At 52.0% G+C, this 24,414-nt stretch carries 23 protein-coding genes; 15 read left to right on the top strand and 8 right to left on the bottom strand.

Translation table 11 applies throughout. The features are described 5' to 3' along the window. Positions 1 to 295: 295 nt before the first annotated feature. Both FDW88_RS18315 and mdtD read left to right on the top strand, forming a co-directional pair. Positions 296 to 1,000 (top strand): FadR/GntR family transcriptional regulator, encoded by a 705-nt coding sequence (locus FDW88_RS18315; protein ID WP_096758963.1) that lies wholly within the window; start codon positions 296 to 298, stop codon positions 998 to 1,000. 1 nt (position 1,001) lies between these two features. Then, a complete protein-coding gene (gene mdtD / locus FDW88_RS18310; protein ID WP_096758964.1) occupies positions 1,002 to 2,429 on the top strand; it encodes a multidrug transporter subunit MdtD in 1,428 nt (475 codons plus the stop codon). On the opposite strand, the gene rbsR is transcribed toward mdtD, so the two are convergent. The 7 genes from rbsR to kup all read right to left on the bottom strand — a co-directional run bounded on the left by rbsR (position 2,395) and on the right by kup (position 10,336). Continuing rightward, positions 2,395 to 3,387: a ribose operon transcriptional repressor RbsR gene (gene rbsR, locus FDW88_RS18305; RefSeq protein ID WP_096758965.1), complete on the bottom strand. Its 993-nt coding sequence runs from the start codon at positions 3,385 to 3,387 to the stop codon at positions 2,395 to 2,397. The genes mdtD and rbsR overlap by 35 nt on opposite strands. A 3-nt stretch (positions 3,388 to 3,390) precedes the next feature. After that, positions 3,391 to 4,320 (bottom strand): ribokinase, encoded by a 930-nt coding sequence (gene rbsK / locus FDW88_RS18300; protein ID WP_115259866.1) that lies wholly within the window; start codon positions 4,318 to 4,320, stop codon positions 3,391 to 3,393. Positions 4,321 to 4,457: 137 nt separating this feature from the next. Continuing rightward, a complete protein-coding gene (rbsB, locus tag FDW88_RS18295) occupies positions 4,458 to 5,348 on the bottom strand; it encodes a ribose ABC transporter substrate-binding protein RbsB (protein WP_096758967.1) in 891 nt (296 codons plus the stop codon). A gap of 24 nt (positions 5,349 to 5,372) precedes the next feature. Beyond that, positions 5,373 to 6,338 (bottom strand): ribose ABC transporter permease, encoded by a 966-nt coding sequence (gene rbsC, locus FDW88_RS18290; RefSeq protein WP_096758968.1) that lies wholly within the window; start codon positions 6,336 to 6,338, stop codon positions 5,373 to 5,375. A gap of 5 nt (positions 6,339 to 6,343) precedes the next feature. Continuing rightward, positions 6,344 to 7,849 (bottom strand): ribose ABC transporter ATP-binding protein RbsA, encoded by a 1,506-nt coding sequence (gene rbsA, locus FDW88_RS18285; protein ID WP_137363098.1) that lies wholly within the window; start codon positions 7,847 to 7,849, stop codon positions 6,344 to 6,346. Between the two features lie 7 nt (positions 7,850 to 7,856). Beyond that, positions 7,857 to 8,276, bottom strand: coding sequence for a D-ribose pyranase (gene rbsD / locus FDW88_RS18280; protein ID WP_061075803.1), 420 nt, complete (start codon positions 8,274 to 8,276; stop codon positions 7,857 to 7,859). Positions 8,277 to 8,467: 191 nt separating this feature from the next. Next, a complete protein-coding gene (gene kup / locus FDW88_RS18275; RefSeq protein WP_115259869.1) occupies positions 8,468 to 10,336 on the bottom strand; it encodes a low affinity potassium transporter Kup in 1,869 nt (622 codons plus the stop codon). A gap of 328 nt (positions 10,337 to 10,664) precedes the next feature. Here kup and ravA point away from each other — a divergent pair, with 328 nt between their 5' ends. Next, a complete protein-coding gene (gene ravA / locus FDW88_RS18270; protein WP_137363096.1) occupies positions 10,665 to 12,161 on the top strand; it encodes an ATPase RavA in 1,497 nt (498 codons plus the stop codon). Beyond that, positions 12,155 to 13,606: an ATPase RavA stimulator ViaA gene (gene viaA / locus FDW88_RS18265; RefSeq protein ID WP_117342610.1), complete on the top strand. Its 1,452-nt coding sequence runs from the start codon at positions 12,155 to 12,157 to the stop codon at positions 13,604 to 13,606. The genes ravA and viaA overlap by 7 nt, the downstream gene beginning before the upstream one ends. Positions 13,607 to 13,609: 3 nt before the next feature. Here the strand turns inward: viaA and asnA are convergent, their stop codons facing one another. Beyond that, positions 13,610 to 14,602, bottom strand: a complete 993-nt coding sequence (gene asnA / locus FDW88_RS18260; protein WP_137363095.1) for an aspartate--ammonia ligase — start codon at positions 14,600 to 14,602, stop codon at positions 13,610 to 13,612. 151 nt (positions 14,603 to 14,753) lie between these two features. Here asnA and asnC point away from each other — a divergent pair, with 151 nt between their 5' ends. From asnC to atpG, 11 genes are all read left to right on the top strand, one after another. Then, positions 14,754 to 15,212 (top strand): transcriptional regulator AsnC, encoded by a 459-nt coding sequence (gene asnC, locus FDW88_RS18255; RefSeq protein ID WP_045449013.1) that lies wholly within the window; start codon positions 14,754 to 14,756, stop codon positions 15,210 to 15,212. Between the two features lie 88 nt (positions 15,213 to 15,300). Then, positions 15,301 to 15,750 (top strand): FMN-binding protein MioC, encoded by a 450-nt coding sequence (gene mioC / locus FDW88_RS18250; protein WP_115259872.1) that lies wholly within the window; start codon positions 15,301 to 15,303, stop codon positions 15,748 to 15,750. Positions 15,751 to 16,122: 372 nt separating this feature from the next. Next, the gene (gene mnmG / locus FDW88_RS18245; protein ID WP_137363094.1) at positions 16,123 to 18,012 is read left to right on the top strand and encodes a tRNA uridine-5-carboxymethylaminomethyl(34) synthesis enzyme MnmG; all 1,890 of its coding nucleotides are present in this window, start codon (positions 16,123 to 16,125) and stop codon (positions 18,010 to 18,012) included. A gap of 105 nt (positions 18,013 to 18,117) precedes the next feature. Beyond that, positions 18,118 to 18,741: a 16S rRNA (guanine(527)-N(7))-methyltransferase RsmG gene (rsmG, locus tag FDW88_RS18240; RefSeq protein ID WP_115259873.1), complete on the top strand. Its 624-nt coding sequence runs from the start codon at positions 18,118 to 18,120 to the stop codon at positions 18,739 to 18,741. A gap of 615 nt (positions 18,742 to 19,356) precedes the next feature. Further along, the gene (gene atpI / locus FDW88_RS18235; protein ID WP_096758977.1) at positions 19,357 to 19,737 is read left to right on the top strand and encodes a F0F1 ATP synthase subunit I; all 381 of its coding nucleotides are present in this window, start codon (positions 19,357 to 19,359) and stop codon (positions 19,735 to 19,737) included. A 7-nt stretch (positions 19,738 to 19,744) separates the two neighbouring features. Then, on the top strand, positions 19,745 to 20,560 hold the full coding sequence (gene atpB, locus FDW88_RS18230; RefSeq protein WP_096758978.1) for a F0F1 ATP synthase subunit A: 816 nt from the start codon (positions 19,745 to 19,747) through the stop codon (positions 20,558 to 20,560). Between the two features lie 46 nt (positions 20,561 to 20,606). Then, positions 20,607 to 20,846, top strand: coding sequence for a F0F1 ATP synthase subunit C (gene atpE, locus FDW88_RS18225; protein WP_000429386.1), 240 nt, complete (start codon positions 20,607 to 20,609; stop codon positions 20,844 to 20,846). A 59-nt stretch (positions 20,847 to 20,905) separates the two neighbouring features. Then, on the top strand, positions 20,906 to 21,376 hold the full coding sequence (gene atpF / locus FDW88_RS18220; protein ID WP_003827022.1) for a F0F1 ATP synthase subunit B: 471 nt from the start codon (positions 20,906 to 20,908) through the stop codon (positions 21,374 to 21,376). A 14-nt stretch (positions 21,377 to 21,390) separates the two neighbouring features. Then, positions 21,391 to 21,924 (top strand): F0F1 ATP synthase subunit delta, encoded by a 534-nt coding sequence (gene atpH / locus FDW88_RS18215; protein WP_096758979.1) that lies wholly within the window; start codon positions 21,391 to 21,393, stop codon positions 21,922 to 21,924. Positions 21,925 to 21,936: 12 nt separating this feature from the next. Then, positions 21,937 to 23,478, top strand: a complete 1,542-nt coding sequence (gene atpA / locus FDW88_RS18210) for a F0F1 ATP synthase subunit alpha (RefSeq protein ID WP_003827026.1) — start codon at positions 21,937 to 21,939, stop codon at positions 23,476 to 23,478. Positions 23,479 to 23,528: 50 nt separating this feature from the next. Next, entirely contained in the window at positions 23,529 to 24,392 is an 864-nt protein-coding gene (gene atpG, locus FDW88_RS18205) for a F0F1 ATP synthase subunit gamma (RefSeq protein WP_096758980.1), read from the top strand. Positions 24,393 to 24,414 lie beyond the last annotated feature (22 nt).

Below are 24,414 nucleotides of genomic sequence, written 5' to 3'. Positions count from 1 at the left end.
ACGTTTTCCTCATTCAGAGTCAAGCATTTAATTTCTGCTTTTCTCCGCAAGATTCTCAGTGGAACTTCGCTGACCCGGCGGCTTGTAATCCGTTGTTCCGTGTCAGTGGAGGCGCATTATAGGGAGTTATTTCAGGCTGACAAGAGGAAATTTAAAATAACTTTCTGAGTGCGCGTTATTTCACCAAAACTGTCTTTAACATGCCATAAAATAAGCAATCTGCCGTTTTTGCAACCGCAATCACACTTCCTGATGGCATACTAATGAATAAGAGAAAGAGTAAGGAAGAACATTCATGCCTTTAAATGCCCAACAGCTAGCCGCACAGAAAAACCTTTCCTATGTTCTGGCCGAAAAGCTGGCTCAGCGAATATTAAAAGGTGAGTACGCGCCAGGCGCCATCCTACCAGGTGAAATAGAACTGGGCAGCCAGTTCGGTGTGAGCCGTACAGCGGTAAGGGAAGCGGTAAAGACATTAACGGCAAAAGGTATGGTATTACCGCGCCCGCGTATTGGTACTCGCGTTATGCCACAAGCAAACTGGAACTTTCTCGATCAGGAACTGCTCACCTGGTGGATGACGGAAGATAATTTCCCTCAGGTCATCAAACATTTTCTGGTGATGCGCATTAGCCTGGAGCCTCAAGCCTGTTTACTGGCGGCGACTATCGGCACAGCAGAACAAAAAGCACATCTGACTACGTTAATGGAAGAGATGGTCGAGCTGAAAAGGAACTTTAAGCGCGAGCGCTGGATTGAGGTTGATATCGCCTGGCATGAGCACATCTATGAAATGAGTGCGAATCCATTTCTGATCTCCTTTGCCTCGTTATTCCATTCCGTCTACCAGACCTATTTTACCTCTATTACCTATAACGACGTGGTAAAGCTGGATTTGCATCAGGCTATTGTCGATGCCATAGAGGAGAGCGATGGCGATCGCGCCTTCACCGCCTGCCAGGCATTGCTGATAGCTCCTAACGATCTCCCGGATAAATAACATGCCTGAAAAGAAATCGCGCAGTATGGCCGGACTGCCATGGATCGCAGCCATGGCCTTTTTTATGCAGGCATTAGACGCCACCATCCTTAATACTGCGTTACCCGCCATCGCGCACAGCCTCAACCGCTCCCCACTCGCCATGCAGTCTGCCATTATCAGCTACACCCTGACGGTAGCGATGTTGATCCCGGTAAGTGGCTGGCTGGCTGACCGCTTCGGCACCCGACGTATCTTTATGATTGCCGTGAGTCTGTTTACTCTGGGTTCACTTGCCTGTGCACTCTCCGGCTCTTTAACCCAACTGGTTATTTTCCGCGTGATACAAGGCATTGGTGGTGCAATGATGATGCCGGTTGCCCGCCTGGCGCTATTACGCGCCTACCCGCGCAGTGAGCTGCTCCCGGTCCTTAACTTCGTGACTATGCCGGGACTGGTGGGACCCATTTTAGGTCCGGTCCTGGGCGGAGTACTGGTCACGTGGGCCAGCTGGCATTGGATCTTCTTGATTAATATTCCGATTGGCATCGCCGGCATCTTCTACGCCCGCAAATATATGCCTAACTTCACGACGCCGCGCCGCCGTTTTGATATGACTGGCTTCTTTCTCTTTGGTCTGAGTCTGGTACTGTTCTCTAGCGGAGTAGAGTTGTTCGGTGAAAAGCTTGTCGCCAGTTGGGTCGCTCTCAGCATTATTCTTGGCAGTATTTTGCTGCTGCTCGCTTACATCCGCCACGCGCGCCGCCATCCCACACCGTTAATTTCTCTGCCAATCTTTAAGACCCGCACCTTCTCGGTCGGTATCGCGGGAAACCTTGCCACACGTCTGGGAACGGGGTGTGTCCCTTTCTTAATGCCGCTGATGTTGCAGGTAGGCTTTGGCTACCCGGCGCTAATAGCCGGTTGCATGATGGCGCCGACGGCGCTGGGATCTATTCTGGCGAAATCGATGGTGACGCAGGTTCTGCGTCGTCTTGGCTACCGCACCACGCTGGTCGGCGTCACGGTATTTATCGGCCTGATGATTGCTCAGTTCTCTTTGCAATCTCCCGCGATGCCAGTCTGGATGCTGATCCTGCCGCTGTTCATTTTAGGTATGGGAATGTCCACCCAGTTTACTTCAATGAATACCATTACCCTTGCGGATCTAACCGATGATAATGCCAGTAGTGGCAACAGCGTGTTAGCCGTCACGCAGCAGCTGTCGATCAGCTTAGGGGTGGCGATTAGCGCCGCCGTACTGCGTGTCTATGAAGGCATGGAAGGAACCAATACGGTAGAACAGTTCCACTATACCTTTATTACGATGGGCGCGATTACGGTGATATCAGCGCTGATGTTCATGCTGCTAAAAGCCAAAGATGGCCGCAACCTGATCAATGATCGGCATAAGTCTAAACCGACCCCCGCACCATCAGAACAGGAGTAAGCTGCAGGCGCTGTTGCTGTAAAGCGGGCTGCGCCATGCGGTGGATTAATACGTCGATGGCCAGCTCACCCAGTTCATCTTTCGGTTGGTGGATAGTGGTGAGCGGTGGCGTCATGTAGCGCGCCAGTTCGATATCATCATAGCCCACGACCGCCATATCCTGCGGAATGCGCAATCCTGACTGATACAGAGCCTGATACGCCCCCACAGCCATTGCATCATTGCCCGCAAAAACGGCCTGTGGTCGCTGGTTATGTGACAACAGCGTTTGCATGGCTTCAAACCCACCGCCGAACTCAAAATCACCGGTGATCTCATAGCCCTGAGGAATATCCAGCCCTGCACGCTTCATCGCTTCCCGGTATCCCTCCAGCCGCAAACGTGCCGGCGTTTTATCCAGTGGACCGGTAATACAAGCTATGCGCGTAAAACCCTTATCAATGAGATGCTGAGTTGCCAGATCGCCACCCAGTAGGGAATTGTCCTGAATCAGGTCACTTTCCCCTTCAAAGGGTGACCAGTCCATCATCACGGTGGGAATAGAAGGGTAGCGCTGCATGATCTCCATGGAAGGCTGATGGGTTTCGGTGCAGAGCAGCAGTAAGCCGTCCACCCGCTTTTGCATCAGTGTCTCCAGATTACGATTCATGCGCTGTTCATCGCCTTCGGTGTTGCACAAAACCAGACTGTAGCCGCGCTCAAAACAGCTGCGCTCAACGCCGCGTACCAGTTCTGAATAGAAGGGATTGGTACTGGCTGTGATTAACATGCCAATGGTGCGAGTCTGATTCAACTTGAGGCTACGCGCCAGCGCGGAAGGCGCATAGTTAAGCTCTTTAATCGCAGCGTCAACTTTTCCGGTGATAGCCTCGCTGACAAAGCGATCTTTATTAATGACGTGAGAAACCGTCGACGTGGAAACACCCGCCAGGCGGGCAACGTCCTTCATTGTAGCCAAGCGTTACCTCTGCTGACCTAAAAACGCCTCAATTTCTTCGCGCCACGGAACGGAAGGTTGTGCACCTTTACGCGTTACCGCAATCGCCGCGGCCGCATGCGCAAAGCGAATCGCCTCAGGCAACGGTGTCTCTTCCAGTAACGCGGTAATTAACGCACCGTTAAAGGTATCACCGGCAGCGATGGTATCAACGGCGTCCACTTTAAAACCAGGAACACGATGACCTTCACCGTTTACGCTAGCCCACACACCACGACTTCCTAAGGTAATCAGTACGGTGTGAATTCCCTTTGCGTGCAGCGCCAGCGCTGCTTTAGCGGCATCTTCATCGTTTTCTACCCGGATCCCGGTCAGCTTTTCAGCTTCCGTTTCATTCGGAGTAATGATATCTACCAGCGACAGCAGTTCGTCAGGGAGTTCACGAGCCGGAGCCGGATTAAGCGCGACCGTCGTATTATGTCGACGCGCAATTTTTGCTGCAGCCAGTACGCTTTCAATGGGCGACTCTAACTGCATCAGTAAGGCCGAGGCCTGCGCAATACGGTCATGTTGAGCTTCCACTAACGCAGGAGAAAGTGCGGCATTCGCCCCGGCATGAATAGCGATAACGTTCTCGCCTTCCGCGTTAACAAAAATCAGCGCCACGCCGGTCGCTTCGCCAGAAATCACGCTAACAGGCGCAATATCGATGTTATCGCTGGCTAATTGTTTACGTACACGCTCACCAATATCGTCATCTCCTGTACAGGCAATGAAGGCGATATTCGCACCACTACGACCCGCAGCAACCGCCTGGTTCGCGCCTTTTCCGCCAAATGCGACCTGATAGTGGCTACCGGTTACAGTTTCGCCAGGTGTCGGAAAAGAGTTAAGGTTAAGGATGTGATCGGCATTAATGCTGCCAAGTACAACGAGGTTGCCTGCGGTTTTCATGTTCGGAATTCCAAGTCAAAGTGCGCCACCGGGTTAGGGTGGCGCGTGCCCTGCTTTTCTTTTTACGCTTTCATCTTCAACGCTCTGAGGATGGCGTATTTATGTCGCCATCAGGTCGCGAGCGGCCTGAATCGCTATTACTGCTTGATGACCAGCTTCAGGTCAACCGGATATTTAGCCTGAACCTTCTCGCCCTTCAGTACCTTATCCGCAATATCAACGCCTTTCGCGCCAATCTGATCCGGTAACTGAGCGATGGTCGCAGCCAGTTTGCCATCATTTACCGCTTTTTCGCCATCAGGCGTGCCGTCAAATCCAACCACCATCACATCAGATTTACCCGCCGTTTGCAGAGCACGCAGCGCGCCCAGTGCCATTTCATCGTTCTGAGCAAATACGGCCTGCACATCAGGATGCGCGGTCAGCAGGTTCTGCATAACGTTCAGACCTTTGGTACGGTCGAAATCTGCCGGCTGGCTAGCCAGCACGTTAAATTTGTGTGCCGCAACGGCCTGCTGGAAACCTTCGCCACGCTCACGCGCCGCCGATGTTCCGGCAATACCCTGCAGTTCGATAACTTTCGCACCTTCGCCTGCTTTCTTCGCGATGTAGTCACCGGCAATTTTACCGCCCAGCACGTTATCAGACGCAATATGGCTGACAACGTCCCCTTTGGTTGCCTGACGGTCTAGGGTGATCACCGGAATTTTCGCCTGGTTAGCCATCTTCACGGCATTACCCACGGCATCGGAGTCGGTTGGGTTAATCAGCAGAATTTTGGTTCCACGCACGGTTAAGTCCTGAACGTTCGCCAACTCTTTCGCCGGGTTGTTCTGCGAGTCCAGAATCACCAGGTTATAACCTAGCTTATCGGCTTCTTTTTGCGCCCCATCCTTCAGAGAGACAAAGAACGGGTTGTTAAGGGTAGAGACCACCAGCGCAATGGTATCTTTTGCCATCGCATTCGCGCTCACGGTGGCACTCAGCGCAACAGCAGAAACCAGGGTAGCCAGTTTTTTCATGTTCATATTTAAGATGTCCTGTAGTCGTTGTTACTGCTTTTTGTTGTCTACCAGTACCGCCAGCAAAATGACCACTGCTTTAACGATCATCTGGTAATAGGAGGAAACACCTAACAAATTCAAACCATTATTGAGGAAACCGAGAATCAGTGCGCCGATCAGCGTACCAACAATACGTCCTTTACCGCCAGCCAGGCTGGTGCCGCCTAATACTACCGCCGCGATAGCATCCAGCTCATAGCCGGTACCCGCCGTCGGTTGCGCTGAGGAGAGGCGCGCCACTTCGATGATGCCTGCCAGCGATGCCAGCAGCCCACAGAGTGAATAAACGATAATTTTGATCTTATTGACGCTGATACCGGACAGACGCGTTGCCGCTTCGTTACCGCCCAGCGCATAAATATATCGACCCAGACGGGTATGGTGCAGCATGTACCACGCGGCCAGGAAGACAATCCCCATGATCCATACTGGCGTAGGGACGCCTAACGGACGACCAATACCAAACCAGCCAAACAGATCGGCATTGTCGGTAAAGCCGGTGTTTACCGGACTGCCGTTGGTGTACACCATGGTGACGCCGCGCAGCAGCAGCATCATCACCAGCGTGGCGATAAACGCCTGCACGCGGCCTTTTGCCACAATAACGCCAGTCACGGCACCAACCGCCGCACCTAACGCCAGCGCAGCGGCAACGGCCACCAACGCGTTGACTTCAAGACCCACAATCGAAGCAGCAACGGCACCGGTAAGCGCCAGTAGCGAACCCACAGACAGATCGATACCCGACGTCAGAATAACCAGCGTCATACCAACGGCCATGATGGCGTTAACCGACGTTTGCTGGAGAATGTTGAACAGGTTATTAACGGTAAAAAAGTTGGGGCTCATGGTGGAAACAATCGCGATCAGCACTAACAGAGCGATGAGCGACTTTTGCTCCAGAAGCCATGCTTTAGTGAAATAACGGCGACCAGAAACAGCCTGGGTAGTCATCTTTTTTACTCCTGATTCACGCGATTAAGCTTGCCCACAGCGGCAGCCATTAATACTTCCTGAGTGGCCTGCTCGCGAGTGAATTCACCGCCGAGATGCCCTTCATGCATGACGATAATGCGATCGCTCATGCCCAATACTTCTGGCATCTCCGAAGAGACCAGAATGATGCTCAGCCCATCAGCCTTAAACTGGTTGATTAGCTGGTAAATCTCTTTTTTAGCCCCAACGTCCACGCCGCGCGTGGGTTCATCGAGGATCAGCACTTTGGGCCGGGTCATCAAACCACGCGCAATCGCCACTTTTTGCTGATTGCCACCGGAGAGCAGGCCGATTGCCTGTTCCATCGAGGGCGTTTTCACATTGAACAGACGGATAAAATCGCCCACCGCCTGCTGCTCATCTTTGTGTTTCAGACTGCCGCCCGCACGGCTGAAGTAACGCAATGCGGTCAACGACATGTTCTCTTTCACCGACATGCCCAGCACTAAGCCGTCGCGTTTGCGGTCTTCAGAAATATAGACGATGCCGTTGGCCAGCCCATCCTGTTCAGAACGCGTAACCACTTCATGCCCGTCAAGCGTGACGTAACCTCTGGTGCGCGGCAGCGCGCCGTACAGCACTTTCATCAATTCGGTACGTCCGGCACCCATCAGACCCGACACGCCAAGGATCTCACCTTTACGCAGCGTGAATGACACATCATGCACTCCAGGGCCGCACAGGTTATCGACCTTCAGGCGCACATCGCCAGGCGCTTTATCCAGCCGCGGGTACTGATCTTCCAGCTTACGTCCCACCATCATTTCAATGAGTGAATCTTCTGTCAGTGAGGCCACTTCACGTTCGGCAATAAACTGCCCATCACGGAACACCGTCACATCATCACAAATTTCGAAAATCTCTTTCATGCGGTGAGAAATATAGACAATGCCGCGTCCCTGAGATTTCAGTTCACGGATCACGCGGAACAGGGATTCGGTTTCAGTATCCGTCAACGCATCCGTCGGTTCATCCATAATGATGACCCGGGATTCAAAGCTCAGCACTTTGGCGATTTCAACCATCTGCTGATCGCCAATCGATAGCTCACCGACCAACTTGTCGCTTTTAAAACGCAGATTAAGTTTAGCCAGCAACTGGTCTGCTTCGGCATACATCGTCTTCCAGTCGATTTTGCCAAACCGATTCACAAACTCACGGCCGAGGAAAATGTTCTCGGCGATGGTGAGTTGCGGGATCAGGTTCAGTTCCTGGTGAATGATGCCGATCCCTGCTTCCTGAGAGGATTTAGGACCGTTAAAGGTGGTTTCTTTCCCCAGCCATAATAACGAACCGGCATCACGAGTGTAGATACCGGTCAGGACTTTCATCATGGTGGATTTGCCCGCGCCGTTTTCTCCCACCAGCGCCATAACGCGGCCGGAGTAAACATTCAACGCGGCGCCGGATAGCGCTTTAACGCCCGGGAACGCTTTATCGATCCCTTTGAGTTGCAGTAGTGCGTTCATGATGGCCTCAGAACGTGACGCCAGCACAAAGAATGATATTCGCATACGGAGAACATTCTCCGCTGCGAATTACCGCCTGACTGTCTGCGGTTTGTTTTTTGAATTGTTCATGCGTGGTGTAACGAATTTCTATGGTATTTCCCTGGTGTTGTTGCAGTTGCTCAATGTGGCTGAGCAACGTTTCGTGGAGTTGCGGATTATGTTGTTTGATTTCCGTCGCGAGAATGGCCGACTCGACCTGCATTTCACGCGTGACCACGTCCAGTACCTGCATAAAAGAAGGTACGCCCTGGGTTAATGCCATATCGATACGCGTAGTACTATTTGGGATGGGTAAACCCGCATCACACACCACCAGCGTATCGGTATGCCCCAGACGGGAGATCACCGATGAAATTTCAGAGTTGAGTACCGTGCCTTTCTTCATTTTCTTTCCCCACTAGCGAAACGTTTCGCTGGTGATAAGTTTAGTCTGAAGAATGCACATAAAACCACCATGACGTTACGAAAATGTGATCGTCATCGAAACGTTTCGCAAGCCATATCATCAGAAGAAAGGAAAATGTGAGGGGGAAAACAAAACGCCCTCTTTCTTCATGAAAGAGGGCGTCGGTAACGTTAAATCTCGACCTGCGTCCCGAGTTCAATCACCCGGTTAGGTGGGATCTCAAACTGGTCCGGTGCACGTAGCGCATTGCGCTGCAACAGCAGATACAATTTGCCGCGCAGGCGTAAATACCACGGACGTTTGCCGACAATCAGCGACTCGTGCGACATGAAGAACGAGGTTTCCATCATCCGACAGCTTAGGCCTTCCAGCCCGCAGCGATGGAACACTTCCTCTACGTTTGGTGTTTCGCGCCAGCCGTAGCTGGCCACCACGCGCCAGAAGGTCGGCGACAGTTGCTCAATTTGCACCCTACGCACATTATGAACATACGGTGCATCTTCTGTACGCAGCGTCAGCAGGATCACGCGTTCATGCAGCACCTTGTTATGTTTGAGGTTATGCATAAGCGCAAACGGGATGACATTCATGGCACGGGACATATACACCGCTGTGCCAGGCACGCGTACCGGCGGCGATTTCTCCAGAGAAGCAATCATCGCCTCCAGAGAATTACCGTGTTCATGCATACGACGCAGCAGACGGAAGCGCTCGCTTTTCCAGGTGGTCATGATGGTGAACATCACCAGACCCAGCGTCAGCGGCAGCCAACCACCAGAAATCAGCTTATCAAGGTTCGCGGAGAACAGCGGAATATCAATGCACAGGAAGGCCACCAGAATCAGGAACACAAAGTATTTATTCCAGTGCCAGTTTTTGCGCGCCACGGTTGTCGACAGAATAGACGTCAGCACCATCGTCCCCGTTACCGCAATACCGTACGCGGCGGCCAGGTTACTGGAGTGCTCAAAGCTGACAATCACAATCACCACGGCGATGTACAGCATCCAGTTGACGAACGGAATATAGATTTGCCCTGACTCCATCTCTGAAGTATGGATGATACGCATCGGCGACAGATATCCCAGACGTACCGCCTGCCGCGTCAATGAGAATACGCCAGAGATCACCGCCTGCGAGGCAATAACCGTGGCCAGCGCGGCAAGGATCAGCAGGGGAATCAACGCCCAGTCCGGTGCCAGCAGGAAGAACGGGTTTTTGATCGCTTCCGGATGTTTTAACAGCAATGCACCCTGGCCAAAATAGTTCAGCACCAGCGAAGGTAACACTACAGAAAACCACGCCAGGCGAATGGGGAACTTACCAAAGTGGCCCATATCCGCGTACAGCGCTTCAACGCCGGTGATCGACAGCACCACCGCGCCCAGCGCAATAAACGACAGCGTTTTATATTCGAGGAAGAAATGCACCGCCCACATTGGGTTTAACGCCTGCAGCACTTCCGGGTTAGCAATAATGCTACGTACGCCCAACACCGCCAGCACCAGGAACCAAACCAGCATAATAGGTGCAAAAAGCTTACCCACGGTACCAGTACCGTGCTTTTGAATCATAAACAGCAGTGTCAGGACAATAATAGAGAGCGGAACAATCCAGGTATCCAGTTGCGGTGCCACGATCTCCAGACCTTCGATCGCCGACATCACCGAAATGGCCGGCGTAATCACCACCTCACCATAGAAGAAGCTGCCGCCTATCAACCCCATAATGACCAGCATTGAGGTCGTTCGCGCAGACGTATTACGCCCGGCCAGTGACATTAGCGTCAGGATCCCGCCTTCTCCGGCGTTATCCGCACGCATGACAAACGTCAGGTACTTGATGGAGACAACAAAGATCAGCAGCCAGAAAATCAGCGAGAGAAAACCAAACACGGCATCACGTTCAACGCCAAAACCGAACTGCCCAGACAAACATTCACGGAGTGTATAAAGTGGGCTGGTACCAATATCACCGTAGACAACCCCAATAGCTGCAAGGGTAATCGCAGACAATGATTGCTTATTATCAGTGCTCATAGACTCGTCTTTCGTTTATACACGTCATTCTTCAGGCCGCTTCCATTGGCTTCACTCGTTATTCCGCCCATCCCAGGAGATAACTCATTTACCGTCTTCGTGCAGCTTGATTGATTTGGTGTATATATAAGAAATGTGTGCGTAGTCCCTTGGCCCACAAAAAGGCGCACAGTATGCACGATTAATCGCAAAATCGTACCCCTAAATGAGACCAGATTAATCTGGCTCAAAGAAAAATAAGCGCACCTTCAGTCTATTACTGCACTGGTGTGAAGCATCTATACTCGCAGTTTACGCAGTACATTTGGCGAAAGGACGCCACTTCATTATGGCTCACCCACATTTATTAGCGGAAAGAATTTCCCGTCTGAGCAATGCGCTGGAAAAGGGACTCTATGAACGTAGCCACGCCATTCGTCTGTGCCTGCTGGCGGCGCTTAGCGGTGAGAGTGTGTTCTTACTCGGCCCGCCAGGGATCGCAAAAAGCTTAATTGCACGTCGGCTGAAGTTTGCGTTTAAAAATGCGCGCGCTTTCGAATATTTGATGACGCGCTTCTCCACGCCAGAAGAAGTCTTCGGCCCGCTATCTATTCAGGCCCTGAAAGATGAAGGGCGCTATGAGCGCTTAACGGCGGGTTATCTTCCCGAAGCTGAAATCGTTTTTCTGGATGAAATCTGGAAGGCGGGCCCGGCCATCCTCAACACCCTGCTGACCGCCATTAACGAACGCCACTTCCGCAACGGCGCGTTTGAGGAAAAAATCCCGATGCGTCTGCTGGTGGCGGCCTCCAACGAACTGCCTGAAGCAGACAGCAGCCTGGAAGCACTGTACGACCGTATGCTAATTCGCCTGTGGCTGGACAAGGTGCAGGACAAGGCCAACTTCCGCTCCATGTTGTTAAGCCAGCAGGATGAAAGCGACAACCCTGTTCCGGCAACGTTACAGGTGACCGATGAAGAGTATTACCAGTGGCAAAAAGATATCGGCACCATCACGCTTCCCGATCGCGTCTTTGAGTTGGTCTATACGCTGCGCCAGCAGTTGGATGCACTACCGAACGCTCCTTACGTCTCTGACCGTCGCTGGAAAAAAGCGATCCGCCTGTTGCAGGCCAGCGCCTTCTTTAGCGGACGCGATGCGGTTGCGCCTATCGATCTTATCCTGTTGAAAGATTGCCTGTGGTACGATGCACAAAGCCTGAATCTGATGCAGCAGCAGATTGAAATATTGATGACCGGACACGCCTGGCAGCAGCAATCAATGCTAACGCGCCTCGGCGCGATTGTGCAGCGCCGCCTCCAGTTACAGCAGCAACAGAGCGATAAAACCGCCTTTACCGTTATTCGCCAGGGTGGGATGTTCAGCCGTCGTCCACATTATGATTTACCTGCAGACGTTAATACGGCGGTAGTGACGTTGCTGCTACAAAAGCCTTTAAAACTGCATGATATGGACGTTATTCATATTGCGTTTGAGCGTAGCGCGCTGGAGCAGTGGCTGACCAAAGGCAGTGAGATCCGCGGCAAGCTAAACGGCATAGGCTTTGCCCAGACGCTGAATATGGAAGTCGACAGCGACCAGCACCTGGTCGTGCGCGACGTCAGCTTACAAGGCTCCCGCTTGGCACTTCCGGGTTCATCGAGAGAGAATATGCCCAGCGAGATAAAAGAGCAGCTTGAGGCGCTCGATACCGAGTGGCACCAGCAGCACCGCGGGTTTAGCGAACAGCAAAAATGTCTGTTTATCCATAGCGACTGGTTAGGCCGGATTGAAGCCAGCCTGCAAGACGTTGGCGAGCAGATCCGCCAGGCACAGCAATGCTGACGCTTGATACGCTGAATATCATGCTGGCGGTAAGCGAAGAGGGGATGATCGAAGAGATGATCCTCGCGCTGCTGGCCTCCCCACAGCTGGCGGTTTTTTTTGAAAAATTCCCCCGGCTAAAAAAGGCGATAGCCAACGATCTTCCCCGCTGGCGCGAGGCATTACGCAACCGTCTGAAAGATACCCGCGTACCGCCGGAACTGACGGAAGAAGTGATGTGCTACCAGCAAAGTCAGCTCCTTTCCACCCCGCAGTTTATCGTCCAGTTACCGCAAATATTAACGCTACTGCACCGGTTACATTCCCCCTATGCCGGGCAAGCCCAACAATTGGTTGATGGCAACAGTACATTCACTCCCGCGCTGCACACGCTGTTTTTACAACGCTGGCGTTTAAGCCTGGTGATTCAAACCACCACGCTGAATCACCAGTTGCTGGAAGAAGAACGCGAACAATTGCTCAGTGAAGTTCAGGAACGTATGACGCTGAGCGGACAGCTGGATCCGGTGCTGGCGGAAAACGACACCGCCGCAGGCCGTTTATGGGACATGAGCGCAGGTCAAATCAAGCGCGGCGATTACCAGTTGATCGTGAAGTACGGTGATTTCCTGACGCAGCAGCCCGAACTCCAACGCTTAGCCGAACAGTTGGGACGCTCCCGGGAAGCCAAATCGGTTCCGCGGAAAGATGCGCCAATGGAAACCTTTCGCACGCTGGTACGCGAACCCGCCACCGTCCCGGAGCAGGTTGATGGCATCCAACAAAGCGACGATATTCTGCGTTTACTCCCTCCGGAGCTGGCGACCCTTGGCATCACCGAACTGGAATATGAGTTCTATCGGCGGCTAGTGGAAAAACAGCTGCTGACATACCGCCTGCATGGCGAAGCCTGGCGTGAAAAAGTCACCGAGCGCCCGGTCGTGCATCAGGATTTTGACGAGCAGCCTCGCGGACCATTTATTGTCTGCGTGGATACGTCGGGTTCAATGGGAGGATTTAATGAGCAGTGCGCGAAAGCCTTTTGTCTGGCGCTAATGCGCGTAGCCCTTGCCGATAACCGTCGCTGCTACATCATGTTATTTTCGACTGAAGTTGTGCGCTACGAACTGTCTGGTCCACAGGGCATTGAGCAGGCGATCCGTTTCTTAAGCCAGCGTTTTCGCGGCGGTACGGATATTGCCAGCTGTTTTCGCGCCATTATTGAAAGGATGCAGGGACGGGAGTGGTTTGATGCTGACGCGGTCGTGATTTCGGATTTTATCGCTCAGCGATTGCCTGATGAAGTAGTGAGTAAAGTTGGGGAGTTACAGCGGGTGCATCAACACCGTTTTCATGCGGTTGCGATGTCAGCCCATGGCAAACCCGGCATCATGCGCATTTTCGATCATATCTGGCGCTTTGATACCGGGATGCGAAGCCGCCTGCTCAGACGCTGGCAGCGTTAATACTTACAGCAGGGAGTCGACGCTTTCACGGACCTGCGCCGGCCATACGCCGCACTGTACCTGACCAATATGCGGCAACTGCAGCAACAACATGGTCAAACGTGACTGACCAATACCGCCGCCAATGGTCTGCGGCATTTCGCCACGCAGCAGCGCCTGGTGCCATTCCAGACTCAGGCGATCTTCGTCGCCCGTCAGGGAAAGCTGGTGTTTCAACGCATGGGCATCCACACGGATCCCCATGGAAGACAGTTCAAACGCATCTTCAAGAACCGGGTTCCAGACCAGAATATCGCCGTTCAGACCGGCGTAACCCAGTTCGGAAGCCGAACTCCAGTCATCATAATCCGGCGCACGTACGTCATGACGATGACCATCGCTGAGCTTGCCGCCGATCCCCACCAGGAATACCGCACCCAGATCTTTCGCGATGGCACGTTCACGCCCTTTGGCATCAAGATCCGGATAACGCGCTAACAACTCCTGGCTGTGAACAAAATGGATCTGCTCTGGCAGGAACGGTGCCAGACCAAATTCTTTGCTTACCGCCGCTTCGGTCGCCTTAATTCCCGCCCAGATAGCCTCTACCGTGCTTTTCAGGGTGGAGAATTGACGCTCACCATCGCCCATAACGCGCTCCCAGTCCCACTGGTCCACATAGACCGAGTGAAGCGGAGAGAGACGGTCTTCATCCGGGCGCAGGGCTTTCATGTGCGTGTACAGCCCCTCACCCGCGCTGAAGTCGTGTTGTCCCAGCGTTTGACGCTTCCACTTCGCCAGTGAATGCACCACTTCGAACTGGGCGTCTGGCAAAGCTTTCACTTTCACCTGCACCGCTTTTTCACAGCCCGACAAGTTATCCTGCGTGCCATCTCCTACACGGCTCAGGATCGGTGCCTGGACTTCAATCAGCCCCAGACGCTCTTCCAGTTGGCGAGAAAAGTGAGATTTCACGAAGCTAATTTGACGTTGTTTGGCAATGTAAGCGGTTTTCATTATGTTTACTCCTGTGTCCTGTTGCCTATGATTAAGCAACAGAATGCGGTCAATATTCAATAATCAACAAACAAAAAGTCTCATTAGATTTTAATTCGTTAAAATAAACCGCTAAAATAGAGCGAATCATCAATCTACATAAGAAAAACCTATGGAAAATTATCAGATCGACAATCTGGACCGCGGCATTCTCGACGCCCTAATGGAAAATGCCCGTACAGCCTACGCTGAACTGGCTAAACAGTTTGGTGTCAGCCCGGGGACGATCCACGTGCGCGTAGAGAAGATGAAACAGGCTGGGATCATTACCGGGGCGCGCATTGACGTCAGCCCCAAACAGTTGGGCTATGACGTTGGCTGTTTTATCGGCATCATCCTGAAAAGCGCGAAAGACTATCCGTCCGCACTGGCCAGACTGGAAAGCCTTGATGAAGTAACCGAAGCGTATTACACCACCGGGCACTACAGCATCTTTATTAAGGTCATGTGCCGATCCATCGACGCCTTACAGCAGGTACTTATCAACAAGATCCAAACAATCGATGAAATTCAGTCCACTGAAACCTTGATCGTCCTGCAGAACCCGATTATGCGTACTATTCGTCCATAATCGTTTTTTTTAATCCCCTATTTTTCCACAGGTAGATCCCAGCTCGCTCACAGCGTACAATACGCACTCTTTATAGAGGTGGGCGAGCATGGCAGACATTACTCTTATCAGCGGCAGTACCCTTGGCGGTGCTGAATACGTTGCAGAACATCTGGCTGAAAAGCTGGAGGATGCAGGTTTTTCAACCGAAACCTTGCACGGCCCGCAGGTCGAGGAGCTTTCAAGCTGTGGCATTTGGCTGGTGATCAGCTCAACGCACGGTGCGGGAGACATTCCGGACAACCTGCTTCCCTTCTATAACGATCTACAGTCTCAGAAACCCGACCTTTCCCAGGTTCGTTTTGGTGCAATCGGTATTGGCAGTCGCGAATATGACACCTTCTGTGGCGCGATCGATAAATTACAGACTGAACTGACCGCGTCTGGTGCAAAACAGATAGGCGAAACACTCAAGATCAACGTCCTCGAACACGACATTCCGGAAGATCCAGCAGAAGTTTGGCTCGGATCCTGGATTAATTTACTCAAAAACGTGTAAAGATCGTGCGATCGAGTGTGGATAACTCTGGTAGTAAGCTTGGATTAACCGGTAGTTATCCAAAGAACAACCGTTGTTCAGTTTTTGAGTTGTGTATAACCCTTCATTTTGATCCCAGCTTATACGGACCAGGATCACCGATCATTCACAGTTAATGATCCTCAGCAACGTGTTGATCTTATTCAGAGGATCGCCCTTATCCACAGAACATCGCGATCCTAATAAGAGATCACAATAAAACAGATCTCTAAATAAAAAGATCTTCTTTTTAATACCCAGGATCCAAGGTCTTTCTCGATCGACTAAAGTTGAGTAGAATCCACGGCCCGGGCTTCAATCCATTTTCACACCGCGTTATGCGAGGCAATTACCATGTTTTATCAGGATCCTTTTGACGTCATCATCATTGGCGGGGGTCATGCAGGCACCGAGGCCGCGATGGCCGCGGCGCGAATGGGTCAACAGACCCTGCTGTTGACACACAATATCGACACTCTGGGACAGATGAGCTGCAACCCGGCGATCGGCGGTATTGGGAAAGGACACCTGGTAAAAGAAGTGGATGCGCTCGGTGGGCTGATGGCCAAAGCGATCGACCATGCAGGCATTCAGTTTAGGATACTAAACGCGAGCAAAGGACCGGCGGTGCGCGCCACCCGTGCTCAGGCAGACCGCGTGCTGTATCGCCAGGCCGTTCGTACTGCTCTGGAGAATCAGCCAAACCTGATGATCTTCCAACAGGCGGTTGAAGATCTGATTGTGGAAAACGATCGTGTTGTCGGGGCAGTGACCCAAATGGGACTGAAGTTCCGTGCCAAAGCCGTGGTCTTAACGGTCGGAACCTTCCTCGACGGTAAAATTCATATCGGTCTGGACAACTACAGCGGTGGCCGTGCAGGCGATCCGCCGTCTATTCCGCTGTCACGCCGCCTGCGCGAACTGCCGCTACGCGTCAGCCGCCTGAAAACAGGTACACCACCGCGAATTGATGCGCGTACTATCGATTTCAGCGTGCTGGGTCAGCAGAACAGCGATAACCCCATGCCGGTCTTCTCGTTCCTTGGCGACGTCTCTCAACACCCGCGCCAGATGCCGTGTTATATCACGTATACCAACGAGAAAACCCATGACGTGATCCGCAATAACCTCGATCGTAGCCCGATGTATGCTGGCGTGATCGAAGGGATCGGTCCACGCTACTGCCCGTCGATCGAAGACAAAGTGATGCGCTTTGCCGACAGGAACCAGCATCAGATTTTCCTCGAGCCGGAAGGACTGACGTCCAACGAAATTTACCCGAACGGTATCTCCACCAGCCTACCGTTTGATGTGCAGATGCAAATTGTGCGCTCAATGCAGGGGATGGAAAACGCCCGAATCGTCCGCCCTGGCTACGCGATTGAGTATGATTTCTTCGATCCGCGCGACCTAAAACCGACTCTGGAAAGCAAATTTATTCAGGGCCTGTTCTTTGCCGGACAAATCAACGGTACAACGGGTTACGAAGAAGCCGCTGCGCAAGGTTTACTTGCGGGCCTCAACGCTGCTCGCCTGTCAGCCGACAAAGAAGGCTGGGCGCCTGCGCGTTCTCAGGCCTATCTCGGCGTGCTGGTGGACGATCTCTGCACGCTGGGTACCAAAGAACCGTACCGCATGTTTACCTCACGAGCGGAATACCGTTTGATGCTGCGTGAGGACAATGCCGATCTCCGTCTGACCGAAAAAGGACGCGAGCTGGGTCTGGTGGATGATGCACGCTGGGCGCGCTTCAATGAAAAACTGGAGCGCATTGAACAAGAACGTCAGCGTCTGAAATCGACCTGGGTGAACCCATTAGCCGAGACTGCTGCAGAAATGAACGCTTACCTGGCGACCCCGTTGTCACGTGAGGCCAGCGGTGAAGATCTTCTGCGTCGCCCGGACGTGACCTACGCGCAACTGACGTCGTTGTCAGCGTTTGCACCAGGCCTTGACGATGCTCAGGCCGCTGAACAGGTTGAGATTCAAGTTAAGTACGAAGGCTATATCGCTCGCCAGCAGGACGAGATCGAAAGACACCAGCGTAATGAAAACACCCTGTTGCCTGCGACCCTGGATTATCGCCAGGTATCCGGCTTGTCGAATGAAGTCATTGCTAAGCTGAACGATCACAAACCGGTGTCTATCGGTCAGGCATCGCGCATATCTGGCGTTACGCCTGCCGCCATCTCCATTTTGCTGGTATGGCTGAAAAAACAAGGTATGCTGCGCCGTAGCGCTTAATGACACACTATTTTGGCGGGGGCGCTTTGCTTGCCCGCCCTACAAATTTGTAGGCCCGGTCAGCGTTAGTGCCATCGGGCAAATTATCATCAACAGGTAAAGACCGTGCTCAACAAACTCTCTCGTCTGCTGGCCGATGCCGGTATATCTCTTACCGATCACCAGAAAAATCAGCTGATAGCGTATGTCGATATGCTGCATAAATGGAACAAAGCGTACAACCTGACGTCGGTGCGTGATCCCAACGACATGCTGGTACGTCATATTCTGGACAGCATTGTCGTTGCGCCACATCTGCAGGGGGAGCGTTTTATTGACGTTGGTACGGGTCCTGGACTGCCGGGTATTCCGCTCTCCATTGTACGTCCAGATGCGCATTTCACTCTGTTAGACAGTTTGGGGAAACGCGTACGCTTCTTGCGTCAGGTGCAGCATGAACTCAAGCTGGAAAACATCACCCCGGTACAAAGTCGGGTTGAGGATTTTCCTTCGGAACCGCCTTTTGATGGCGTGATCAGCCGTGCTTTCGCTTCGCTGAACGATATGGTGACCTGGTGCCATCATTTACCGGGTCAAAACGGACGCTTTTACGCGTTGAAGGGGCAGTTGCCTGAGGATGAAATTGCCTCTTTGCCTGCTGAGTTCAGCGTCGAGTCGGTTGAAAAATTACGCGTTCCACAACTGGATGGCGAACGTCATCTGGTGGTGATTAAGCCAAACAAAATTTAATATTTGTCAAAAAAAATAGAAATAAAACGGTGCGTCAGGCGTTAAAAAATAGGGGTGATCGTGTGGTTAAATGTTGTTACATTTCACCGGTGACTTACTGTTTTGCATCATAACTATAACGTACCGTTTTTTGTTAAAAGTGAAACAAGTCAACTGTGAAAATATCAGGCTGCTAAAAATAGAACCTAACAATCATCGGTGTGTGTTAATTTTTTATTATAAATGTCAATGAGTGGTGTTTTTGTTGTTAGGCGCTATTTTTAAAAGAGTGATGATTTTTAGGCTTAAATATCAAAAAGATGAAAAGGCATCATTTGCCACGCAATTTAATTATGCGAAGGTGAATATGTTCAATATGTGATCTGTCGCACGCTTTGCAGCCAGTGTTTACGCGGTATTTGCAGTTTTGCATGATCGTTCACAGTTTGCCAAAAAGTAATAAATGTGGCCCAGAGAAAAATATTTAAACATTTATTCACTTTTTAGCTACTTATTGTTTGAAATCACGAAGGCGCACCGTATAATTTGTCCGCTTTTTGATGCTTGACTCTAAGCCATAAAGAACGTTTTATACGACACGCGGCGTACCTCGAAGGGAGCAGGAGTAAAAACGTGATGTCTATGTCGCTCTTGAGTCGAAACGTTGCACGTAAGCTTTTGCTCACACAGCTTCTGGTGGTAATGGCAAGTGGATTGCTGTTTAGCCTCAAAGACCCTTTCTGGGGCATCTCCGCATTGTGCGGTGGATTGGCAGTGTTACTGCCTAATATGTTGTTTATGATATTTGCCTGGCGTCACCAGGCACATACACCAGCAAGAGGTCGAGTGGCCTGGTCGTTCGCCTTCGGCGAAGCCTTCAAGGTGTTAGCGATGCTGGTTTTGCTGGTGGTGGCGTTGGCGGTTTTGAAGGCGGTATTTACGCCGCTGATCGTTACGTGGGTTTTGGTGCTGGTGGTTCAGATACTGGCACCGGCTGTAATTAACAACAAAGGGTAAAGGCATCATGGCTTCAGAAAATATGACGCCGCAGGATTACATAGGACACCATCTGAATAACCTTCAGTTGGACCTACGTACATTCTCGCTGGTGGATCCGCACAACCCCCCAGCCACCTTCTGGACGCTCAATATTGACTCCATGTTTTTCTCGGTGGTTCTGGGTCTGTTGTTCCTGCTTGTGTTCCGTAGCGTGGCCAAAAAGGCAACCAGCGGCGTACCGGGTAAATTTCAGACCGCGATTGAGCTGGTAATCGGCTTTGTACATGGTAGCGTGAAAGACATGTACCATGGCAAAAGCAAGCTGATTGCTCCGCTGGCCCTGACGATTTTCGTCTGGGTATTCCTGATGAACCTGATGGATTTACTGCCTATCGACCTGCTGCCGTACATCGGCGAGCATATCTTTGGCCTGCCGGCTCTGCGTGTGGTTCCGTCTGCTGACGTGAACATCACCCTGTCGATGGCACTGGGCGTATTTATCCTCATTCTGTTCTACAGCATCAAAATGAAAGGCATCGGTGGCTTCACGAAAGAGTTGACGCTGCAGCCGTTCAATCACTGGGCGTTCATTCCTGTCAACTTAATCCTTGAAGGGGTAAGCCTGCTGTCCAAACCAATCTCTCTTGGTTTACGACTGTTCGGTAACATGTATGCCGGTGAGCTGATTTTCATTCTGATTGCTGGTCTGTTGCCGTGGTGGTCACAGTGGATCCTGAATGTGCCATGGGCCATTTTCCACATACTGATTATCACGCTGCAAGCCTTCATCTTCATGGTTCTGACGATTGTCTATCTGTCGATGGCGTCTGAAGAGCATTAATTTACCAACACTACTACGTTTTAACTGAAACAAACTGGAGACTGTCATGGAAAACCTGAATATGGATCTGCTGTACATGGCTGCCGCTGTGATGATGGGTCTGGCGGCAATCGGTGCTGCGATCGGTATCGGCATCCTCGGGGGTAAATTCCTGGAAGGCGCAGCGCGTCAACCTGATCTGATTCCTCTGCTGCGTACTCAGTTCTTTATCGTTATGGGTCTGGTGGATGCTATCCCGATGATCGCTGTAGGTCTGGGTCTGTACGTGATGTTCGCTGTCGCGTAGTAAGCGTTGCTTGAATTAAGAGCAATATCAGAACGTTAACTAGATAGAGGCATTGTGCTGTGAATCTTAACGCAACAATCCTCGGCCAGGCCATCGCGTTTGTCCTGTTCGTTCTGTTCTGCATGAAGTACGTATGGCCGCCATTAATGGCAGCCATCGAAAAACGTCAGAAAGAAATTGCTGACGGTCTTGCTTCTGCGGAACGAGCACATAAGGATCTTGACCTTGCAAAGGCCAGCGCGACCGACCAGCTGAAAAAAGCGAAGGCGGAAGCTCAGGTAATCATTGAGCAGGCGAACAAACGCCGCGCTCAGATCCTGGACGAAGCCAAAACTGAAGCAGAGCAGGAACGTACTAAAATCGTGGCACAAGCGCAGGCGGAAATTGACGCCGAACGTAAACGTGCTCGCGAAGAACTGCGTAAGCAAGTCGCTATCCTGGCTGTTGCTGGCGCCGAGAAGATCATCGAACGTTCCGTGGATGAAGCTGCTAACAGCGACATCGTGGACAAACTTGTCGCTGAACTGTAAGGAGGGAGGGGCTGATGTCTGAATTTATTACGGTAGCTCGCCCCTACGCCAAAGCAGCTTTTGACTTTGCCGTTGAGCACCAGAGCGTTGACCGTTGGCAGGATATGCTGACGTTCGCCGCTGAGGTGACGAAGAACGAACAAATGGCAGAGCTTCTCTCTGGCGCGCTGGCGCCGGAAACGCTCGCTGAGTCGTTTATCGCAGTCTGCGGTGAGCAGCTGGACGAAAGCGGCCAAAACCTGATTAAGGTAATGGCTGAAAATAACCGTCTGAATGCGCTCCCGGATGTTCTTGAGCAGTTTATTCACCTGCGTGCAGCCAGTGAGGCTATCTCTGAGGTAGAAGTCACTTCTGCCAATGCACTGAGTGATGAGCAGCTTGCGAAGATCAGCGCCGCGATGGAAAAACGTCTGTCACGCAAAGTTAAGCTGAATTGCAAAATCGATAAGTCTGTAATGGCGGGCGTAATCATCCGTGCGGGTGATATGGTCATTGATGGCAGCGTACGCGGCCGTCTTGAGCGCCTTGCAGACGTCTTGCAGTCTTAAGGGGACTGGAGCATGCAACTGAATTCCACCGAAATCAGCGAACTGATCAAGCAGCGCATTGCTCAGTTCAGTGTTGTGAGCGAAGCTCATAACGAAGGTACTATTGTTTCTGTAAGTGACGGTGTTATCCGCATCCACGGCCTTGCCGATTGTATGCAGGGTGAGATGATTTCCCTGCCGGGTAACCGTTACGCTATCGCACTGAACCTGGAGCGCGACTCCGTAGGTGCAGTTGTGATGGGTCCATACGCTGACCTCGCCGAAGGCATGAAGGTTAAGTGTACGGGTCGTATCCTTGAAGTTCCGGTAGGCCGTGGCCTGCTGGGTCGTGTGGTGAACACTCTGGGTTCCCCAATCGACGGTAAAGGTCCGGTTGATAACGATGGCTTCTCGCCAATCGAAGTTATCGCACCGGGCGTAATCGAACGTCAGTCCGTCGATCAGCCGGTACAGACCGGTTATAAATCCGTTGATGCCATGATCCCAATCGGACGTGGTCAGCGTGAGCTGATCATCGGTGACCGTCAGACCGGTAAAACCGCGATGGCGATCGATGCGATCATCAACCAACGTGACTCCGGCATCAAATGTGTGTACGTGGCTATCGGCCAGAAAGCGTCCACCATTTCTAACGTGGTTCGTAAACTGGAAGAGCACGGCGCACTGTCCAACACTATCGTTGTTGTGGCTACCGCGTCTGAATCTGCTGCACTGCAATATCTGGCACCGTATGCGGGTTGCGCAATGGGCGAATACTTCCGTGACCGCGGTGAAGATGCACTGATCGTTTACGATGACCTGTCCAAACAGGCTGTTGCTTACCGTCAGGTTTCCCTGCTGCTGCGTCGTCCGCCAGGACGTGAAGCATTCCCAGGCGACGTATTTTACCTCCACTCCCGTCTGCTGGAGCGCGCATCCCGCGTTAACGCTGAATACGTTGAGAAGTTCACCAATGGTGAAGTTAAAGGTAAAACCGGCTCCCTGACCGCTCTGCCGATTATCGAAACCCAGGCGGGTGACGTTTCTGCGTTCGTTCCGACCAACGTAATCTCAATTACCGATGGTCAGATCTTCCTGGAAACCAACCTGTTTAACTCCGGTATTCGTCCGGCGGTTAACCCAGGTATCTCCGTATCGCGTGTAGGTGGTGCAGCGCAGACCAAGATCATCAAGAAACTGTCCGGTGGTATTCGTACCGCGCTGGCACAGTATCGTGAACTGGCCGCGTTTTCTCAGTTCGCTTCCGACCTGGATGAAGCTACGCGTAAGCAGCTGAGCCATGGTCAGAAAGTCACTGAGCTGCTGAAGCAGAAACAGTATGCCCCAATGTCTGTTGCACAACAGGGTGTGGTGTTGTTTGCGGCTGAACGCGGTTACCTCGAAGATGTGGAACTGGCGAAAATCGGTAGCTTTGAAGCCGCTCTGCTGGCTTACGTCGACCGTGATCACGCTCCGCTGATGCAAGAGATTAACCAGTCCGGTGGCTATAACGATGAAATCGAAGGCAAGCTGAAAGCTATCCTCGATTCCTTCAAAGCAACCCAGTCCTGGTAACGTCTGGCGGTCTGTCCTAGGGCGGACCGCAAGGCATTGAGGAGAAGCTCATGGCCGGCGCAAAAGAGATACGTAGTAAGATCGCAAGCGTCCAGAACACGCAGAAGATCACTAAAGCGATGGAGATGGTCGCCGCTTCCAAAATGCGTAAATCGCAGGATCGCATGGCGGCCAGCCGTCCTTATGCAGAGACCATGCGCAAAGTGATTGGTCACCTTGCGAATGGTAATCTGGAATATAAGCACCCTTACCTGGAAGAACGCGACGTTAAACGCGTGGGCTACCTGGTGGTGTCGACCGACCGTGGTCTGTGCGGCGGCTTGAACATTAACCTGTTCAAAAAACTGTTGGCGGATATGAAAGCATGGTCCGATAAAGGCGTTCAGTGCGATATCGCAATGATCGGCTCTAAGGGCGTGTCTTTCTTTAACTCTGTTGGCGGTAACGTGGTTGCTCAGGTAACCGGTATGGGGGATAACCCTTCCCTGTCCGAACTGATCGGTCCGGTTAAAGTGATGCTGCAGGCCTACGATGAAGGCCGTCTGGACAGACTGTACGTTGTCAGCAACAAATTTATTAACACCATGTCACAGGTTCCGACCCTGACTCAGATGTTGCCATTACCGGCATCAGAAGATGAAGAGTTGAAACAAAAAGCCTGGGATTACCTGTATGAACCAGACCCGAAACCGCTGCTGGATACCCTGCTGCGTCGTTACGTTGAATCTCAGGTTTATCAGGGCGTGGTAGAAAACCTGGCCAGCGAGCAGGCCGCACGTATGGTGGCGATGAAAGCCGCGACCGACAATGGCGGCAGCCTGATTAAAGAGCTGCAGTTGGTATACAACAAAGCTCGTCAGGCCAGCATTACTCAGGAACTCACCGAGATTGTCGGTGGTGCATCCGCGGTATAACCAGGTTAATTCGTAGAGGATT

This window comes from Citrobacter sp. wls829 (assembly GCF_005280825.1).
Lineage (GTDB): Bacteria > Pseudomonadota > Gammaproteobacteria > Enterobacterales > Enterobacteriaceae > Citrobacter > Citrobacter gillenii.
Note: the sequence above shows the minus strand (reverse complement) of the source record. Positions and strands in the feature narration are given on the sequence as shown.

Bases quoted from the DNA above. Each gene is read 5' to 3' on its own strand.
- FDW88_RS18315 (WP_096758963.1), top strand. From the start codon at position 296: ATGCCTTTAAATGCCCAACAGCTAGCCGCACAGAAAAACCTTTCCTAT.
- mdtD (WP_096758964.1), top strand. From the start codon at position 1,002: ATGCCTGAAAAGAAATCGCGCAGTATGGCCGGACTGCCATGGATCGCA.
- rbsK (WP_115259866.1), bottom strand. From the start codon at position 4,320: ATGAAAACCGCAGGCAACCTCGTTGTACTTGGCAGCATTAATGCCGAT.
- rbsB (WP_096758967.1), bottom strand. From the start codon at position 5,348: ATGAACATGAAAAAACTGGCTACCCTGGTTTCTGCTGTTGCGCTGAGT.
- rbsC (WP_096758968.1), bottom strand. From the start codon at position 6,338: ATGACTACCCAGGCTGTTTCTGGTCGCCGTTATTTCACTAAAGCATGG.
- rbsA (WP_137363098.1), bottom strand. From the start codon at position 7,849: ATGAACGCACTACTGCAACTCAAAGGGATCGATAAAGCGTTCCCGGGC.
- rbsD (WP_061075803.1), bottom strand. From the start codon at position 8,276: ATGAAGAAAGGCACGGTACTCAACTCTGAAATTTCATCGGTGATCTCC.
- kup (WP_115259869.1), bottom strand. From the start codon at position 10,336: ATGAGCACTGATAATAAGCAATCATTGTCTGCGATTACCCTTGCAGCT.
- ravA (WP_137363096.1), top strand. From the start codon at position 10,665: ATGGCTCACCCACATTTATTAGCGGAAAGAATTTCCCGTCTGAGCAAT.
- viaA (WP_117342610.1), top strand. From the start codon at position 12,155: ATGCTGACGCTTGATACGCTGAATATCATGCTGGCGGTAAGCGAAGAG.
- asnA (WP_137363095.1), bottom strand. From the start codon at position 14,602: ATGAAAACCGCTTACATTGCCAAACAACGTCAAATTAGCTTCGTGAAA.
- asnC (WP_045449013.1), top strand. From the start codon at position 14,754: ATGGAAAATTATCAGATCGACAATCTGGACCGCGGCATTCTCGACGCC.
- mioC (WP_115259872.1), top strand. From the start codon at position 15,301: ATGGCAGACATTACTCTTATCAGCGGCAGTACCCTTGGCGGTGCTGAA.
- mnmG (WP_137363094.1), top strand. From the start codon at position 16,123: ATGTTTTATCAGGATCCTTTTGACGTCATCATCATTGGCGGGGGTCAT.
- atpI (WP_096758977.1), top strand. From the start codon at position 19,357: ATGTCTATGTCGCTCTTGAGTCGAAACGTTGCACGTAAGCTTTTGCTC.
- atpB (WP_096758978.1), top strand. From the start codon at position 19,745: ATGGCTTCAGAAAATATGACGCCGCAGGATTACATAGGACACCATCTG.
- atpE (WP_000429386.1), top strand. From the start codon at position 20,607: ATGGAAAACCTGAATATGGATCTGCTGTACATGGCTGCCGCTGTGATG.
- atpH (WP_096758979.1), top strand. From the start codon at position 21,391: ATGTCTGAATTTATTACGGTAGCTCGCCCCTACGCCAAAGCAGCTTTT.
- atpA (WP_003827026.1), top strand. From the start codon at position 21,937: ATGCAACTGAATTCCACCGAAATCAGCGAACTGATCAAGCAGCGCATT.
- atpG (WP_096758980.1), top strand. From the start codon at position 23,529: ATGGCCGGCGCAAAAGAGATACGTAGTAAGATCGCAAGCGTCCAGAAC.